Origin of the sequence: Thermanaerothrix solaris, from assembly GCF_032334255.1 — a bacterium.
Taxonomy (GTDB): Bacteria; Chloroflexota; Anaerolineae; order Anaerolineales; family Anaerolineaceae; genus Thermanaerothrix; species Thermanaerothrix solaris.
This window is the reverse complement of the sequence record NZ_JAUHMF010000001.1, coordinates 1,466,825-1,482,890: the sequence shown is the minus strand read 5'-3', so window position 1 is coordinate 1,482,890 and position 16,066 is coordinate 1,466,825. Positions and strand designations below refer to the sequence as shown.

Genomic DNA, 16,066 nt, shown 5'->3' with positions numbered 1-16,066 from the left:
GGTCGTTTCTGGCCGGCAGCGCAGTTTTTATCACCCATCAGCGCAAGGTTTCAAGGCATCACATTGCTTTGCGCCCAGTCGTTCCCCAGGGCAATGGCAATGTCCACTTCGGCATTGGGGTCGTAGCGATTATAGACACGCGGATTCTGCAATTGCATCACGCTAACGAGGTAATTCAAAGTGTAGGGCTTAGGGCTGTAGAGAAATATCGTCGTCTGGCTGTAAAGGTTATCGGCGTTGGTTTCCTGCACCACGTTAACCCCCTCGTTGCGCAGAAACTCCGCGGTACGTCCCGCCAACCCGGCTACCGTGGTCCCATTTTGCACGACCACGCGCGCATTCTCGGCCTGCATCAAGGCTTTGGGATCCTCAGCCACCGCTGCCGGCCCAACCGCGCCATTGGTCGAGAAAACCTCGTCCCGAATTAAACGGATTTGATCCGGGATGGGGATCAGGATGTCCAATCCATCGGGTGAGGTCGCCATTTCCACCGCGTTTGGGCCGATAACGCCGCGCTTGATATTCTCAGGCGGTATCTGCACCGCCAGCCAGGCCAGTTGAATCGCTTCTTGCAGGGTCATGTTGGTGCGAATGCCCGACGAGAGTTCGTTATAGAGGACGGGGGCTTTGGCGATCAGTTTGGGAATCTGATCGTATTGCAAGATACGATCACGAATGGCCAAGATAACTTCTTGCTGACGGCGGGCGCGATCGAAATCCCCCCCTTCCGTGTAGCGGTTGCGGGCATAAGCCAGCGCCAGGTCGCCACCCACGGAGTAAACCCCGGGTTCTAAGTGTACCTTGGGGCGGTTCCCGGTGGGATAGAGGGTGATGGGTTCTTGGATGCGCAATTTGACCCCGCCAATTTCATCTATGAAGCGTTCGAAGGCGTAGAAGTCAATTTGAGCGTAATAATTGATCGGAACTCCCAGGAACTGGCGCACCGTTTCCACAGCCAACCCCGGCCCACCGCCAGGCAGTTTGTAGGTCTCACCCAGGAAGTAGGCTGTATTGATCTTGCCGTAATCAAACCCGGGGATATTGACCCACATATCGCGGGGAATGGAGAGCATACCGGCGGTGCGAGTGAGGGGATCGAGCGTGAGCAGCATCATGGTGTCGGTTCGGGGTGTCTCACCGGCTTCCCAATCGCGGTAATCCAAACCCATCACCAGCACGGTGACCCGGCTTTTACCATCCCAGGGTTCAGGGGCAGGGCCATTTTCCTGCAGAGGTTGATTCAGAGGCATGTTGGCCGCCGCGGCGCCGGGCGTGCCGGCAATATTGGGCCCAACCGGCACACCACCCAGGTTGGTCATGGTCCAAGAGCGGAATAGATTGCGCGCCAGAGAAAAAGCCGCCCACCCGGTAACCACGGCCAGGATAATGAACACAACGAGCACTATCAGCGTTAGACGATCAAGGTGGAAACGACGCGGAAAGGTGCGAGTACGCAATTGCGACATAAGGCTTTCTATCCCTTGAGTTGAAATCTACATCCTTATCTTGGGATGCAAGATGGATGCCAGATCAGGCGGGTGGTGGGGGTGGCACTGGGAGGTCGTCCACCGCGGTGTTCATCCATTTGCTTCCTTCGTCTATAAGCATGATCGGGATGTCCTCAACAATCGGGTATTTGCGACCACAATCACGGCACACCAGCCAGGTCTCACGAACCAGGTCAAGCAATCCTTCACGTTCGCGCACGCAGGCCGGGCAGCGTAAGATGTCTAATAAATCCTGGCTTACCATAACGCCTCCTTACCCAATCTTGGCCTTTATTGTATCACTAATGGCAAGAGGGTGTAAAATTCGCTAGCACCACCCGTGCGAAGCAGGTGGTGATTTTAGGTTCAAAATCCGTTGTGTTGGGGATGACAACGATGCAAGCATTATGGCGTGCCTTCAAAACCCCTTACCCACGGCAGTTTTGGCTGATGTTTGTGGGGATGTTTATCAGCACCGTGGGTTCTAGCATGATTTGGCCATTCCTGATGATCTACATCAGCGAACGTTTACATTTGCCTTTGACTTCAGCGGCAGGTCTGATCACGTTGAATGCGGCCGTGGGACTGGGGGCTTCCTTCATCGCCGGCCCGATTGTGGATTATCTGGGCCGCAAGTGGGTCATGGTGATCAGTCTGGTGATGAACGGGATGGGCTATGTACTGATGAGCCAAGCCCAGTCCTATTCGGCCTTTGCCGGGCTGATGGCGTTGCAAGGTTTCTTCAATCCCCTCTACCGGATTGGGGCAGATGCCATGATGGCGGATCTAATCCCGGCCGAGCACCGGGCCGAGGCGTATTCCATGTTGCGGTTGAGCAATAATCTGGGGGTTGCCATTGGACCGGCGGTGGGTGGATTCATCGCCAGTTTATCCTATAGCATTGCATTCCTCTGCGCCGCGACCGGGATGAGCCTGTATGGACTTTTGATCGCCCTGCGTGCTCGCGAGACCCTACCGCGTCGCCATGGGCGGGAGGCAGCCGGCCGTGAGGCCGTTGACCCGCTACCACGCGAACGTTTTGGGGGTTATGGGCGGGTGCTCCGCGATCGGGCATTCCTGGCTTTCGTTTTTACCTTTACTCTGACCCAGATTTCTGCTGCGATCCTGTGGGTCTTGCTCTCGGTCTACACCAAACAGAACTTCGGCTTGCCCGAAAGCCGCTATGGCTGGATACCCACGACGAATGCATTAATGGTGGTTTTCTTCCAGATCCCGGTCACCCTGATCACCAAGCGTTTCGCGCCGTTACCGGTGCTGGCGATAGGATCGCTCTTTTATGCCTCCGCGGTAACCAGCATCGCCTGGGGACGAGATTTCTGGGCCTTTTGGCTCAGCATGGTGGTGATGACGATTGGGGAGTTGATCCTTATCCCAACCTCGACTACCTACGTTGCCGGGCGCGCGCCAGAAGATATGCGGGGACGCTATATGAGCATCTACGGCCTGACCTGGGGCGTGGCATCTGGGATCGGGCCGGTGCTAGGAGGATTGTTGAACGACCACCTTGGTCCCCAGTATATTTGGTACGGAGGGGGGCTGATCGGATTTATGGGGGTCATCCTTTTCCTCGTTCTCAGCCGCGTCAATCCAACGACGTCTCCGACCTACACAACCCCTGAAAGCGCGCCAACACAGGCCGAACCGGAGGCGGCGTTGGAACGTGAGGGGTAGGGGGAAGGGGCGTTAATTGGGGTTGTAGATGGTCGCAATAACCGCTGCTGGTTCCTTTTCGTCCGGGGGCGTGATGGTTGTGCTCGGGGCGGAATGTACCTGTGGCATTGGATATATCAACCGCGCGGCGCGTTCAAAGCGAAAATATTCCCACGCCCAGTTGATGAACACCACCAGGCGGTTGCGAAAGCCCACCAGTTGCATCAGGTGTACGAAGAGCCAGATGACCCAGGCAATGAACCCCGTGAGGTGAAGGCCGAAGAGCGTTGCAACCGCCTGGTTGCGGCCAATGGTGGCCATGCTGCCCAAATTGCGGTAGCGAAAAGGTTGGAGAGGCTCACCACGCAAGGCATGGAGGATGTTGTGAGCGGCGTGTTCCCCTTGTTGCATCGCGACTGGTGCCATCATGGGTAAGGGTTGGCCGTGTTCGTCTTCCAGGTAGGCGGCGTCGCCGATGATAAAAACGTGCGGATAGCCCGGGGCTTGTAACGTGGGCAGGACATGCACGCGTTTTTGACTGCCCAACGCCAGGGGTAAGGTCTGGGCTAGTTCGGCGGCCTGCACCCCAGCGGCCCAGATCAACGTCTGAGCAGGCAGGATGCGCCCGTCGTTCAGATAGACCCGCTGACCATCGTAGTCTTGCACCTGCGCCTTTAGCCAGACTTCGACCCCTTTCTGGGCCAGTGCTCGCTGGGCGGCTTGGCCCAGGTCGGGCGGCAGGTTGCTCACCAGGCGATCGGTGGCCTCTAACAGCACCACGCGGGCCTGACGCAGGTCGAGGTCAGGGTAGTCCTTGCGTAACACCAGGCGGATCAATTCGGCTAGCGCTCCGGCGCATTCCACCCCGGTCGGCCCACCCCCTACCACCACAAAGGTCAACATGGCTTGACGTTGGGCAGGATCGGCTGTCTGGGTAGCCAATTCGAACTGATTCAGGACATGACTACGGATCGCCAGGGCATCATCAAGGTCCTTAAGCCCGAACGCATAGCGATTAAGGTTCGGCATCCCAAACGTGTTGGTCACACTGCCAGCGGCAAGAATGAGATAGTCATAAGGAATTGCCCCACCCCTGGTCGTCAGTACACGGCTGTTTTCCAGATCAATCTGTTGCACCTCGGCCATCACAAAATTCAGATTATGCTGGTGGCGAAAGATGCTGCGTAAGGGATATGCGATGTCTTCCGGGGATAAGCCGGCACTGGCGACCTGATAGAGCAACGGCTGAAAGAGGTGGTAATTACGGCGGTCAATAAGTGTGACCCGCACCGGCGCATTGGCTAAAGCCCGTGCGGCTCGCAGCCCACCGAAGCCGGCACCAACAATCACAATATGAGGGTAAGAAGAATCAGGTGTTTTCATCAGAGCCTCCTGGGCCTGTGACCAGCAAGATTGTGAATTTAGTAACTATTACTATTATAGTCTAAATTATCATAAATACAAGAGGGTAACCTTGTACCAGCAAAGGGGAAAGATCTCCCGGATTACCCGGTCTCGACAGGATAACCATGGACGTATAAGGTACTTTTTGTTTCTTGAGGCCAACATGGGAATTGAGGATGAAAAGGCGTATTACGCAATTGGCAAAAATGTCCGATTCCGGGGTATACACTGCGAGATTGAAGACCTACCGCGTGATATGGATGCGCTGGTCTGGTGGCCCAAGGCTTGATCGTTTCCGTCTTCTGGGCCAGCCCTTTCGGTTCGAAAATAGCCGCTGAAGGTAAACGAGAATTCCAGGCGTGTGGAGAGGTGTAAAAAATTGGTGCGCATTGGCACACTGGATGCGCGCCCCCTCATCCAGGTCCGTCTACCTGAACGCAGGCCGGTGGGCAACTGGCGCGATTTTTTCTCGTTACTTGCGGCAATATTGCGCTGTCAAAAGGGTACCGGAGCAAGCCCGCGCCGGCTCTGGGCGTTATTTTCTCCCTAGTCAGGGTTGATGGCTTCCAGGCGGGCGATGGATGCAATCACACGCTTGAACCCTACGCTTTCAAAGAACACGTCCACGGTTTCCTCGCCATCTTCCTGGACGCGGCTGTCCACAACCATGCCCTCGCCCCACGCAGGATGCCGCACCCGTTGCCCGGGGCGGTAACGCGGTTGAAGAATGGCGGCGTGGGCGGGGGAGGAAGGGGTGCGAACGCCAGGGGTGCGTTCGGCGGTCCAGGTTGTAGAGGTGGCGCGGGTTTGGCGAACACCCTGACGCCGGATGAGTCGTTCATCAATGTCTTCCAGAAACCGTGAGGGTTCCTGGGTTTCGTGATATCCAAAAGAACTGCGGCGCAAGGCGCGCACCAGGTAGAGGCGGTCTTTGGCTCGGGTCAGGCCAACGTAAAACAAACGACGTTCCTCGGCCAATTCCTCAGGGTCATCGCGCGAGCGGGTGTGGGGTAATAGTCCCTCATCCAATCCCACGATGAAGACTTGAGGAAATTCCAGCCCTTTGGCCGCATGCAAGGTGAGCAGGGTGGGGGCGTTTTGATCCTGAGGCAGGGTGTCTTGGTCCGAGACCAGCGCCAGGTCTTCCAAGAAGGCGCTCAGGCCGCGTTCACGATACTCGAAGGCCAATCGGCGCAATTCCTGCACATTCTCCCACCGATCCTGGCCTTCTTCGCTGCCATCGTTGATATACGGTTCATAGGCGAGATCGGCCAAGATGCGGTCAAAGAGGTCAATTAGCGAGAGGGTTTCGCGTGCCTGATGCCATTTAGCCAGCAGGGCGCCGAAATCAGCCAGCACCATTGCACTACGCCCGGGAAAGCGCGTCCAGTAAGGTGAGTCGTGCCCTTTTTCGCCCAATTCAATTAGCAGACGCCCCGGGGCAAGGTGGGTCTCGCGCGCCAGTAACTGCAGCGCCACCAGGGTTTTTTCACCAATGCCCCGTGGGGGAACGTTGATCACGCGCAGTAAGCTAATTTCATCTTCAGGGTTTTGGGCTAAACGCAGGAAGGCGATAATGTCCTTGACCTCACGCCGGCCGTAGAAGCGTTGTGCTCCCACCAGATGATAGGGTATCCCAGCCCGCAGAAAAGCCTCTTCCAGCAGGCGGGATTGGGCGTTGGTGCGGTACATGACCGCAAAGTCGCTCCCCTTGGCTTTTCCGCTCTCGATCCACTGGCGGATGGTATCCACCACGAATGCGGCCTCGGCGAATTCATCCACGGCCTCATACAGAATGATCGGATCACCCCGTCCGCGGTCGGAGAAGAGTTTCTTGGGTGTGCGCTGGTGGTTTCGATTGATCACGCCCTGCGCGGCATCCAGCACGGTTTGGGTAGAACGGTAATTTTGCTGCAGCAAAATTTTCTGAACGTTAGGAAATTCGGACTCGAAGCGCAATACATTGCGATAATCCGCACCGCGCCAACGATAAATAGATTGATCTTCATCCCCCACGACAAAGACGTTTTGGTGTACCGAAGCCAACAGTTTGAGTAACTCGTACTGCACCAGGTTGGTGTCCTGGAACTCATCCACCAGGACATGCTCGAAGCGTCCGGCATAACGTTCAAGAATAGGGGGATTTTCGCGCAGCAAGCGCACAGTTTCGATCAGCAGGTCATCGAAATCTACGGCATTGTTGGCGCGTAAAAATTCCTGATAGCGCTGATAGACGCGCTTGACAATTTCATCGCGATAAGTGCGGGGGGTAAACTCTTCCGGACCGATCAGGTTGTTTTTCGCCATGGAGATGGTGGCATGAATTCCCGCCGGGCGGTAGAGTTTTTCATCCAGGTTGAGGGCCTTAAGCGCCTGGCGCACCAGGGCGATCTGGTCATCGGCATCCATGATGACAAAGTTGTGGTCAAAGGGTAGGTGTGCAGATTCGCGCCGCAGGATGCGCGCACAAATCGCGTGAAACGTTCCCAACCAGAGGTGTTGAGCTTGCTCGCCCAGCAGTCCTTCCAGGCGGTGCTGCATTTCGCGAGCGGCTTTGTTGGTAAAGGTGACGGCGAGGATGTGATGGGGGCGTACCCCCATGCCCTTAACCAGGTAGGCGATGCGTTGGGTTAGGACGCGTGTTTTGCCTGAGCCCGGTCCGGCCAGGACCAGGATAGGGCCTTCTCCCGCAGTTACAGCGCGGTATTGCTCGGCATTGAGATGTTTCAAGAACTCTAAGGTTGCTTCGTCCGGCATAGACGGTCCTATTCAGGATAAACCTGCCTCTGGCGAGAGGTGAGGAGGTGCTTAGCATTATAATTCATCTTGGGTTGGAAAAGTCACAGGAGGTGGGCCGTGCGGGCACGACGGGCGCTCTTATATGTCCCGGCTGATGATTGGCACAAGATCCAAAAAGCGACCACGCTCGGTGTGGATTGTGTGTGCCTGGATTTGGAAGATGGGGTCGCGCAGAATCGCAAAGAGGAAGCACGCCAAAATATTGCCCGGGCCTTAGCCACGTTGGATTTTGGCCGGGCTGAGCGCCTGGTGCGCATCAACGGCTTGGAGAGTGGTCTGGCTGAGGTGGATTTAGCCGCGGTGTTACCGAACCGACCGGATGGAATTGTGCTGCCAAAGGTGCTCACAGCGGAAGATTTGCGCTGGGTTGAAGCGCAGATCGGGGCTGCCGAGCAACGAGCGGGATGGCCGAGCGGCACCATTATCCTGCTTGCCATTATTGAACGGGCCCGGGCGTTTCTGCACCTGCCTGAGATTTGCCAAGCCACGCCCCGCCTGGAGGCGCTGATTTTCGGCGCAGAGGATTTAGCGGCTGAATTGGGGGTCAAGCGCACCCGTGAGGGCTGGGAACTATTTCATGCTCGCAGTACCCTGGTTATGCATGCGGCCGCATTTGGCTTGCAAGCGATAGATTGGGTGACGGTGGATTTCCAGGATATCGGTTGGGTGCGCCAGGAGGCCGAACGCGGTGCGGCGTTGGGGTTTAACGGCAAGCAAATCATCCATCCCAATCAGGTATTGCCGGTGCAAGCCGCTTTCACTCCCTCTCCCGAAGAGATTGCATGGGCACGAGAACTGCTGGCTGCCTTTGAAGCCCATCAAGCCCAGGGCAAAGGGGCGTTTGCCTGGCAAGGGCAGATGGTGGATCGCCCGGTCATCCGCCGCGCCGAGGGCATCCTGGCCCGAGCGCAGGCCGCAGGTGCGTTGGACTAAGGCACGCTGATCACAATCAGAGAGATATTGTCATGACCACCGCGCTGATTGGCCAGGTCAACCAGCAACCTGGTTGCGCTTTCCGGCGGCCAATGGGTAAGCAGGTGAGCCATTTCTTCATCTTCCACTAAGTCGCTCAGCCCATCGCTGCACAAGAGCACAACATCTCCCGATTCCAGAAGGAGGCCTTGGTTGGCATGGGATTGCTGATCACTTTCATGAGCGGAAAGGCGTAAGCGTACGTCAACCTCGGGCGGATTAGCCGAACCCAGAAATTGGCGAATCATATGCGCCTGGGGATGATGGATTGCCTCCTCGCGGGTGATCCAACCATTATCCAATGCCTCTTGCACCCACGTGTGATCAACGCTTAGGCGATAGGGGTGTCCGTTGCGAATCAGATACACCCGAGAATCGCCCACGTTGGCAATATAGAGGTGCTTCTCTTGAATTAAGGCGCAGGTGCAGGTGGCGCCCATTCCGCTCTGATCAGAGTTGCGTTGACCTTGGGTATAAATGACCTGACTGGCGTAGCGCAGGGCTTCAACCAAAAGCGGGATTGGTGGGAGAGTGTCTCCATGTTCGATAACGTATTCCTCAACCTTGGTCACCGCCAGTTCGGCTGCCACCTCGCCCGCTTGGTGCCCACCCATACCATCTGCCAGCACGGCCAGCAGTAAGGGTTGCTCAGGGGTATGTGCCCTGGCCAGCCCGCTGACCCGTAGACGATCTTCGTTATTCTGGCGCTGACGTCCGCGATCCGAAAGGGTTACCACCGGAAGGTGCGGCTGAGGCAGGCGAATCATAGCATTTCCTCGTAAGGATGTAACGTAGGAAAAGGTTGGGGGCTGGGAGTGGCGTTCTCAAAACGCAGCGCCACACTCCCGATATGGATGATATCTCCGTGAACCAGCCACGCTCCCTCTGGCGAAAGCGGTGCGCCGTTTAGCCAGGTGCCGGCAATTGTACTGGCATCGGTCAGTCGGTAACCCTCCGGACCGAAAGTGAGATGGGCGTGTATCCCATCCACACTGGGATGGGGAATCCATATGGTCACGCGTTGGCGGTCGCTGCCCAAAGTGACTTCTGTCTGGGGCAAGGGATAAAAGCGTTTTTCAGTAGGGGGCACGGTTGTATCATCACGAAGGAAGAAGAATGGCACTTCATCTGGATTCAACCACACCAACCAGGCTGAAGCCGTCGCAGGGGGTGCAGCAAGGGGGGATAGAGTCATTAAAGGCGAAGAAGCGGCGGGTGGGGCAGTTTTGCTGTGCAGCCTGGCGGTCCACCGCGCATAAAGGGGCTGGGTCAGGCGGCGGTAGGCGCGCCAACGCCAGAGGAAAAGCCCCAAAATCGCTGCGCTCAGGAGCACTACCCAGAAGGGAATGACTTCCGGTGAGGAGAGGCGTTGCCAGGTTTGTTCGAGTGGGCTACGCGGGGGTTCGGCCACGATCACCTCGATGGGCCAATCCTGGCTCTGTCCTTTGAGGCCGAGGCTGTCCTCGACCTCTATCCGAACGCGATAGCGCCCATTGGTAGTGATCTCTTCAAGTGGCCATTCTAAGACCTCAAATGGGGGCTCTAAACGTTCGGTCACCAGCGTGTCATTGATGAAGAGCCGAGCGGCACGGAGGGGACGGGGGTGTTGGTCGGGAAATTCGGTGATGAAGGAAAAGGCGTACGTTGAGGGGGCGAGATAGCGTTCGGGTTGATCTACACGGCTTTCCCAGGTACGCGTGATCTGGGCTGGGGGTGCCAAGAGGATTGGATTCGGGGGGAGCACGGTAAGATCGAACGCTACGGGTTCCGATTCCACCGTCATTCCTTCGTGGTTGAGGCGCACGCTGAGCGTATGGGTGCCGCTGGTAGTGAGGCCAGAGAGATAGGTCACGCGGTACCTGTAGCGCAACGGTTGTAGTATGGGCTCGGGGTCGGGCAAAGGCTCCGGCCCGCTGAAAAGGGTGAACTGGCCGCCGCTTTGGACGGCCAAGTCGTTCAGCGCAGTGTAATTTTGCGGCAAGCGGGTCGGCGCACGAGCATTGGCAATCATCCAAACGTGGATGGACACACCCAGGGTTTGTGCGCGCTGGCCCAGATCAGCCAGGGCGGGTAACACTGCCGCGGGTAATGGGGCGGTGAGGAAGAAAATGATCGGGTGTTGGGAGCTATCTGAATCAGCGGTGGCGGCCAGGTCGAGGGCACGTACTAACCCATTGAGAGAAGCCACTTCGCGTTGCAGGTCGGGGCGGGCGGATTCCAACCAGTCAGCCCAGCGGGCCGGGTCATTATTGCGCACCAATTGCAGCCCACTGTTGGTAACCAGGCTGAGGCGGTCGCTGGTGGGGGTGGGTTGTGCCTGTGCCCAGGCCAGCCAATGCTGGCGCAGATATTGGAAGCGGGAGCGCTGGGCGTAGGCAACGCTCCACTCTGGACCGTAATTAAAGACCAGGATGAGGTGGACGCCGGGGTTTAGAGGAGTCAGACTCAGAAGGGGGCGGGGTTGGTTGTTTTCCAGGATGGTGATATTTTCCGGGTTTAGGTTCTGGATAAACTGTCCGTTGTTATCATAAGCCTCAACATAGAGGCTGATGGTGGGAAATGTGGAACGGTCCACCTGGCGAATGAGGACGCGATCCGCCACCTGAGCCTTGGTACGGCTGAGTGGGCTCACCAATGAGAGCGTGGTGGCGATCGCCAGGCTGATGAAAGGCAACCACCTAGACCTAGGCCGGCAAAAAAGGGGAAGGGCCATCAGGGATTCTGGGAGCGTGAATTCGGGGGCTTATTCCCATTCAATGGTTGCGGGAGGCTTGCTGGTAATATCATACACGACGCGGTTGATCCCGTCTACTTCGTTGACGATACGATTAGCAACCCGTTCGAGCAGGTCTGCGGGCAAACGAGCCCAGTGAGCAGTCATGAAATCTTGGGTGGTCACAGCGCGTAAGGCCACCACGTCCTGGTAGGTGCGTTGGTCACCCATAACGCCGACCGATTGCACCGGGAGAAGCACCGCAAAGGCCTGTGCGACTGCAGCGGATTCGTCCTCACCCAGGCGCTGCTGCAACAAACCGGCGCGTTCCAATTCAGTGGTGAAAATCGCGTCGGCCGCGCGCAGACGGGACAAGCGTTCGGCGGTAATTTCACCCAGACAGCGCACTGCCAAACCCGGTCCCGGGAAGGGCTGACGCCATACCAGCGCTGGGGGCAATCCTAACGCTTCGCCAACGCGGCGGACTTCATCTTTGAACAGATAACGCAGGGGTTCTACCAATTCAAAACTGAGATCAGGGGGCAAGCCGCCGACGTTGTGATGGGTCTTGATACGCTGGGCGTGGGCGCGGTCGGGAGCGCGAGACTCGACCACATCGGGGTAGATGGTGCCCTGCACCAGGAAGCGGATCGTCCCTAAGCGGCGCGCTTCCTGTTCAAAAACGCGGATGAACGTCTCGCCGATGATGCGCCGTTTTTCCTCGGGGTCGGTGATCCCTTTTAATGCCTTGAGGAAGGTCTCGGCGGCGTCCACCACGATCAGATTGGCGCCCAAGGTGTGGCGAAACGCCGCCTCGACCTGCTCGCGTTCCCCCTGACGAAGCAGACCAGTATCCACAAAAACGGCGATCAATCGGTCACCGATGGCACGTTGCACCAACGCGGCAGCCACGCTGGAATCCACGCCGCCGCTGACCGCGGCCAGGGCGCGTTCATGACCAACCTGGGCGCGAATGCGCTCAACGGCCTGAGTAATGATGGACTCGGGGGTCCAATCGGGGGTGGCGCCGCAAATATCCACGACAAAGCGGCGCAGAATCTCTTTACCGCCGGGCGTGTGATGAACCTCCGGGTGGAATTGCACGCCATAGTAGCGGCGATCCAGGTCACCCATGGCGGCGATAGGACTATTTGAACTGCGTGCCAGGGTATTGAACCCCGGCGGCAGGGTTTCGATCCGATCACCGTGCGACATCCAGACGCGTTGTCGCCCGGGCGGGAGCAGCGGGTTGGGAAGGAGGGTTTCGATCTCGGCTGGGCCGTATTCGCGTTCGGGAGCTGGAGCGACATTTCCTCCAAGGGCATGGGCAAGTGCCTGCATCCCGTAGCAGATACCCAGGATGGGGCGTCCTGATGCCAGGACGTAGGCCGGGATCTGCGGGGCGCCCGGGGCATAGACTGAGGCCGGACCTCCTGATAGAATGAAGCCCGCAGGTTGCAATGCCATGACCTCTTCGGCGGGGGCGTCCCACGGAAAGAGTTCGCAATACACCTGTAATTCACGCACCCGTCGGGCGATCAGTTGGGTGTATTGAGAACCAAAATCGAGGATGGCGATGCTGGTGCTCATGGTGCAAGAATGATTTGTCCGTTTTCCATAGACGTGATGACGGCCAGTGACTCGATGGGCACTCCGAGGTGTTCTAGGGCTTTGCGACCGCCCTCAAACGTTTTTTCAATCAGGGTGCCGATGCCGACCACGGTGGCGCCGGCGGCTTCGGTCAAGCGCACCAAGCCCAGGATGGTTTGGCCGGTAGCAAGAAAATCGTCAATGATCAGTACTCGCTCGCCCGGCTTAAGGTATTCTGGCGAAACGATCAGTTCGACCATCTGCCCTTTGGTGTGGGAGGGGGCAATGGTCAGGTAAACCTGATTGGGCATCGTGATGGGCTTGCTTTTGCGTGCATAGACCACCGGTATCCCCAGGTGCATGGCGGTGGTCAGGGCAGGTGCGATCCCTGAAATTTCGGCGGTGAGCACCCGGGTGGGCCGCACGTGGGCAAAACGCCGTGCCAGTTCGGCGCCACAGGCATCCATGAGTTGGGGATCCACCTGGTGATTGATGAAATTATCTACTTTGAGAATGCCACCCCCCAAATTCTTGCCCTCTTTGAGGATGCGTTCTTTCAGGGCTTGCATGCCGTCCCCTCCTGAAATGGTAATTGTGTGAACATTTTAAGATGAAACCGCGTACCTGGGTAGGGGTTACGCTAAAGCGAGTATGACATTCGTCACTAATTTTGTCTGACATATTGACTCAGCCCGGGTTTTTCTTATAATGAAATTATCCCCCGGTGTTCTTCCCAAGCCGACACAATGCTACAAGTTGGAGTGTAACGTGCTTAGGTATTTTATCCGCAGAGCGTTAGCTCTCGTACCGGTATTTTTTATCATGACCGTGATCGTCTTTTTGTTGATCCGTATGGTGCCGGGCGATCCGGTAGATGTCATGTATGGTGCCGAGGGCTTGGATCCGGCGCGGCGGGCAGCCCTGGAACGAAGTCTGGGGTTAGATCAACCTCTGGTGGTGCAATACGTCAAATGGTTGGGGCGGGCCCTGACCGGCGACCTAGGTCGCTCGTATCGAGCGCAGATGCCAGTCCTCGATCTGATTTTGCAACGGCTGCCAGCGACGCTTTACCTCTCGTTGGCAGCGTTGTTATTCTCCGTCGTCCTGGCGATTCCTTTGGGCATTATCTCGGCGGTAAAACGTAATTCCTGGGCCGATTTGGGAGCGATTGGTTTTGCCATCCTGGGCATTTCTCTGCCGCAGTTCTGGTCAGGCATCATGCTGGTTCTGCTGTTTGCGATTGTGTTGGGATGGTTGCCCTCGATCGGCTATGTGCCACCCCAGGAAGGCTTGGGGAAGTTTCTGCGTCATCTCATCTTGCCAGCCATTACGTTGGGCTGGTCGCTGGCCGGTACGACCACCCGCCTGACCCGCTCTAGTTTGCTGGAAGAATTAGGCAAGGACTATGTGCGCACAGCACGTGGGATGGGCCTGCCAGAACGCAAAGTGTTGTGGGAGCATGCTTTGCGCAATGCGCTCATTCCCACAGTCACGATGATCGGTTTGCAACTGGCTTTTCTCATTGGCGGGGCGGTAGTGGTTGAGACCGTGTTTGCCTGGCCGGGCATTGGCCTGCTGGTTGTGGATAGCATATTCGCCCGCGATTACCCGGTCGTTCAGGGGGTGATTTTAGCGGTGGCCGTCATGGTGGTGCTGGTCAATCTGGTGGTGGATTTCGTTTACACCCTCATAGACCCGCGTATTCGCTTGGAGTAAAGAGCCAGGTTAGGCTCTGCTCAAAAACCTGAACCAAGGAGAAGGAGGCCGAAATGAAACAAAAATATCTAAAGTGGTTTACCCTGGTGGTGGCTCTGGTGCTGGTACTCAGCGCCTGCCAGCCGGCGGCGACTCCGGCACCCACGACACCCCCTGAGCAGCCACCCGCTACCCTGCCCCCAACCACACCACCCCAAGAAGTCGCAACTACCGAAGCCCCGGCGGCGGGACCAAAATATGGTGGCGTTATCACCTTTGCAATGAAGGAAGATGTCACCACGCTTGACCCGCTCAAGGCGATTCAGTACGGGGATATCCGCTTGAATGGTCTGGTGGTGCAGCAGTTGGTGGCGGCAGATCGCACCGGCAAATTCGTTGGCGTCCTGGCCGAACGGTGGGAAACGTCGCCGGATGGTAAGGAGTGGATCTTCCACCTGCGTCCAGGGGTCAAATTCCACAACGGGGCCGATTTGACCGCGGAGGATGTAAAGTGGATCTTCGACCGCATCCTGGATGAAAAATCCGGCGCGGCACTGCGCAGCACCTTTGTCAATATTGGCCTGAAGTCTGAGGTCATTGACCCACTTACCATTAAGGTTACCATCGAGAAAGGCGCTGGGCCATTCCTCTCCTATTTGGCTTTGCTCAACCGCGCTGGCATTATCCACCGCGATAGTTACGATGCTGAAGGCAATGTGACCAAACCGATAGGCACTGGCCCGTTCATGCTCGATTCCTACAAACCTGGCGAATCCTACACCCTCAAGCGCTTTGACCAATACTGGAAGCAGGGTGAGCCTTATCTGGACGGCGTGGTGCTCAAAGTCATTACCGATCCGGTGGTACGCCTGAATGCCTTGCGCACCGGCGAAGTGGATATGACTGAGGAATTGCCGCTGGCGGATGTCAAGCGCCTGCTAGAAAACCCCGATCCAAACTTTACAGTTGTCGTGTACTACTTCAACTCCGGGGCACGCTTGGTCATGAATCACACCCGCCCGCCGTTCAACGATCTCAACGCGCGCATGGCGGTGCAGTATGCTTTTGACCGCGAGGCCTACAATGAGGCGGTTTATTTCGGCCTCGGCCAGGTGCACAACCAGCCTTTTGTGCCTGAGGATACGTGGTATCTGGATGTACCGATGATCAAGCCGGATTTGCAAAAGGCGAAGGAATACTTCCAGAAGGCCGGGCTGAAAGAGGGGACCGAGATCACCATGTTATTGATGCCCAACCAGAAAGATGCCGCCGAGATCATTGACGCCATGCTCTCGCAGGTGGGCTTCAAGGTGAAATTTGACATTGTGGATGCAGCGGCCTGGAATGCCCGTGGTAAGGCTCTGGATTACGATTTGCTGATGGGTACGATGACCGGCATCTTCGATCCGGATCGTCCTTACGGCTACCTGACCCCCAAGAGCAGCGGCAACTGGCTGGTGGGTGGTTACAGCAATCCCAAGATGGATGAACTGCTTGAGAAGGGCATCTCAGAAACCGATGTCGCCAAGCGTAAAGAAATCTACAAACAGGTTCTGCAACTGGTCCAGGAAGATGCCGCAACCATGTACGTTTTGGGCTTGCCGTGGGTAGAAGGTTGGCGTAACTACGTCAAGGGCTATCGGCCGGGCAACGCCCCAATGTTGATGATGATGGATGCATCGGAAGGCTTAAACACGGCCTGGTTGGATAAATAACAGTGATTCTACCGGGGGCG

The 16,066-nt window shown here is 57.0% G+C and carries 12 protein-coding genes; 4 read left to right on the top strand and 8 right to left on the bottom strand.

Annotation, left to right across the window (positions count from 1 at the left end):
• Positions 1-50: 50 nt before the first annotated feature.
• A complete protein-coding gene (locus tag QYE77_RS06825; RefSeq protein WP_315624628.1) occupies positions 51-1,466 on the bottom strand; it encodes an LCP family protein in 1,416 nt (471 codons plus the stop codon).
• Positions 1,467-1,530: 64 nt separating this feature from the next.
• Positions 1,531-1,752: a Trm112 family protein gene (locus QYE77_RS06820; RefSeq protein ID WP_315624627.1), complete on the bottom strand. Its 222-nt coding sequence runs from the start codon at positions 1,750-1,752 to the stop codon at positions 1,531-1,533.
• Positions 1,753-1,883: 131 nt separating this feature from the next.
• Here QYE77_RS06820 and QYE77_RS06815 point away from each other — a divergent pair, with 131 nt between their 5' ends.
• Positions 1,884-3,179 (top strand): MDR family MFS transporter, encoded by a 1,296-nt coding sequence (locus QYE77_RS06815; protein ID WP_315624626.1) that lies wholly within the window; start codon positions 1,884-1,886, stop codon positions 3,177-3,179.
• 12 nt (positions 3,180-3,191) lie between these two features.
• Here QYE77_RS06815 and QYE77_RS06810 read toward each other — a convergent pair whose 3' ends face one another.
• Both QYE77_RS06810 and QYE77_RS06805 read right to left on the bottom strand, forming a co-directional pair.
• On the bottom strand, positions 3,192-4,541 hold the full coding sequence (locus QYE77_RS06810; RefSeq protein ID WP_315624625.1) for an NAD(P)/FAD-dependent oxidoreductase: 1,350 nt from the start codon (positions 4,539-4,541) through the stop codon (positions 3,192-3,194).
• A gap of 567 nt (positions 4,542-5,108) precedes the next feature.
• Positions 5,109-7,319 carry an ATP-dependent helicase gene (locus QYE77_RS06805; protein ID WP_315624624.1) on the bottom strand — a complete coding sequence of 737 codons (2,211 nt, stop codon included), beginning with the start codon at positions 7,317-7,319 and terminating at the stop codon, positions 5,109-5,111.
• A gap of 99 nt (positions 7,320-7,418) precedes the next feature.
• Between QYE77_RS06805 and QYE77_RS06800 the strand changes: the two genes are divergently transcribed.
• The gene (locus QYE77_RS06800) at positions 7,419-8,294 is read left to right on the top strand and encodes an HpcH/HpaI aldolase/citrate lyase family protein (protein WP_315624623.1); all 876 of its coding nucleotides are present in this window, start codon (positions 7,419-7,421) and stop codon (positions 8,292-8,294) included.
• On the opposite strand, the gene QYE77_RS06795 is transcribed toward QYE77_RS06800, so the two are convergent.
• From QYE77_RS06795 to xpt, 4 genes are all read right to left on the bottom strand, one after another.
• Positions 8,291-9,100, bottom strand: coding sequence for a PP2C family serine/threonine-protein phosphatase (locus tag QYE77_RS06795; protein WP_315624622.1), 810 nt, complete (start codon positions 9,098-9,100; stop codon positions 8,291-8,293). The genes QYE77_RS06800 and QYE77_RS06795 overlap by 4 nt on opposite strands.
• Positions 9,097-11,007, bottom strand: a complete 1,911-nt coding sequence (locus QYE77_RS06790; RefSeq protein ID WP_315624621.1) for an FHA domain-containing protein — start codon at positions 11,005-11,007, stop codon at positions 9,097-9,099. Before QYE77_RS06790 ends, QYE77_RS06795 begins: the two co-directional genes overlap by 4 nt.
• Before the next feature lie 69 nt (positions 11,008-11,076).
• The gene (gene guaA, locus QYE77_RS06785; protein WP_315624620.1) at positions 11,077-12,636 is read right to left on the bottom strand and encodes a glutamine-hydrolyzing GMP synthase; all 1,560 of its coding nucleotides are present in this window, start codon (positions 12,634-12,636) and stop codon (positions 11,077-11,079) included.
• The gene (gene xpt, locus QYE77_RS06780) at positions 12,633-13,205 is read right to left on the bottom strand and encodes a xanthine phosphoribosyltransferase (RefSeq protein WP_315624619.1); all 573 of its coding nucleotides are present in this window, start codon (positions 13,203-13,205) and stop codon (positions 12,633-12,635) included. The genes guaA and xpt overlap by 4 nt, the downstream gene beginning before the upstream one ends.
• Positions 13,206-13,404: 199 nt before the next feature.
• On the opposite strand from xpt, the gene nikB reads away from it, so the two are divergent.
• Both nikB and QYE77_RS06770 read left to right on the top strand, forming a co-directional pair.
• Positions 13,405-14,352 (top strand): nickel ABC transporter permease, encoded by a 948-nt coding sequence (gene nikB / locus QYE77_RS06775; RefSeq protein ID WP_315624618.1) that lies wholly within the window; start codon positions 13,405-13,407, stop codon positions 14,350-14,352.
• Positions 14,353-14,405: 53 nt separating this feature from the next.
• Positions 14,406-16,046, top strand: a complete 1,641-nt coding sequence (locus tag QYE77_RS06770) for an ABC transporter substrate-binding protein (protein WP_315624617.1) — start codon at positions 14,406-14,408, stop codon at positions 16,044-16,046.
• Positions 16,047-16,066 lie beyond the last annotated feature (20 nt).

Coding starts and splice junctions, on each gene's coding strand:
- xpt (WP_315624619.1), bottom strand. CDS start 13,205: ATGCAAGCCCTGAAAGAACGCATCCTCAAAGAGGGCAAGAATTTGGGG.
- QYE77_RS06815 (WP_315624626.1), top strand. CDS start 1,884: ATGCAAGCATTATGGCGTGCCTTCAAAACCCCTTACCCACGGCAGTTT.
- QYE77_RS06825 (WP_315624628.1), bottom strand. CDS start 1,466: ATGTCGCAATTGCGTACTCGCACCTTTCCGCGTCGTTTCCACCTTGAT.
- guaA (WP_315624620.1), bottom strand. CDS start 12,636: ATGAGCACCAGCATCGCCATCCTCGATTTTGGTTCTCAATACACCCAA.
- QYE77_RS06810 (WP_315624625.1), bottom strand. CDS start 4,541: ATGAAAACACCTGATTCTTCTTACCCTCATATTGTGATTGTTGGTGCC.
- QYE77_RS06795 (WP_315624622.1), bottom strand. CDS start 9,100: ATGATTCGCCTGCCTCAGCCGCACCTTCCGGTGGTAACCCTTTCGGAT.
- QYE77_RS06820 (WP_315624627.1), bottom strand. CDS start 1,752: ATGGTAAGCCAGGATTTATTAGACATCTTACGCTGCCCGGCCTGCGTG.
- QYE77_RS06770 (WP_315624617.1), top strand. CDS start 14,406: ATGAAACAAAAATATCTAAAGTGGTTTACCCTGGTGGTGGCTCTGGTG.
- QYE77_RS06805 (WP_315624624.1), bottom strand. CDS start 7,319: ATGCCGGACGAAGCAACCTTAGAGTTCTTGAAACATCTCAATGCCGAG.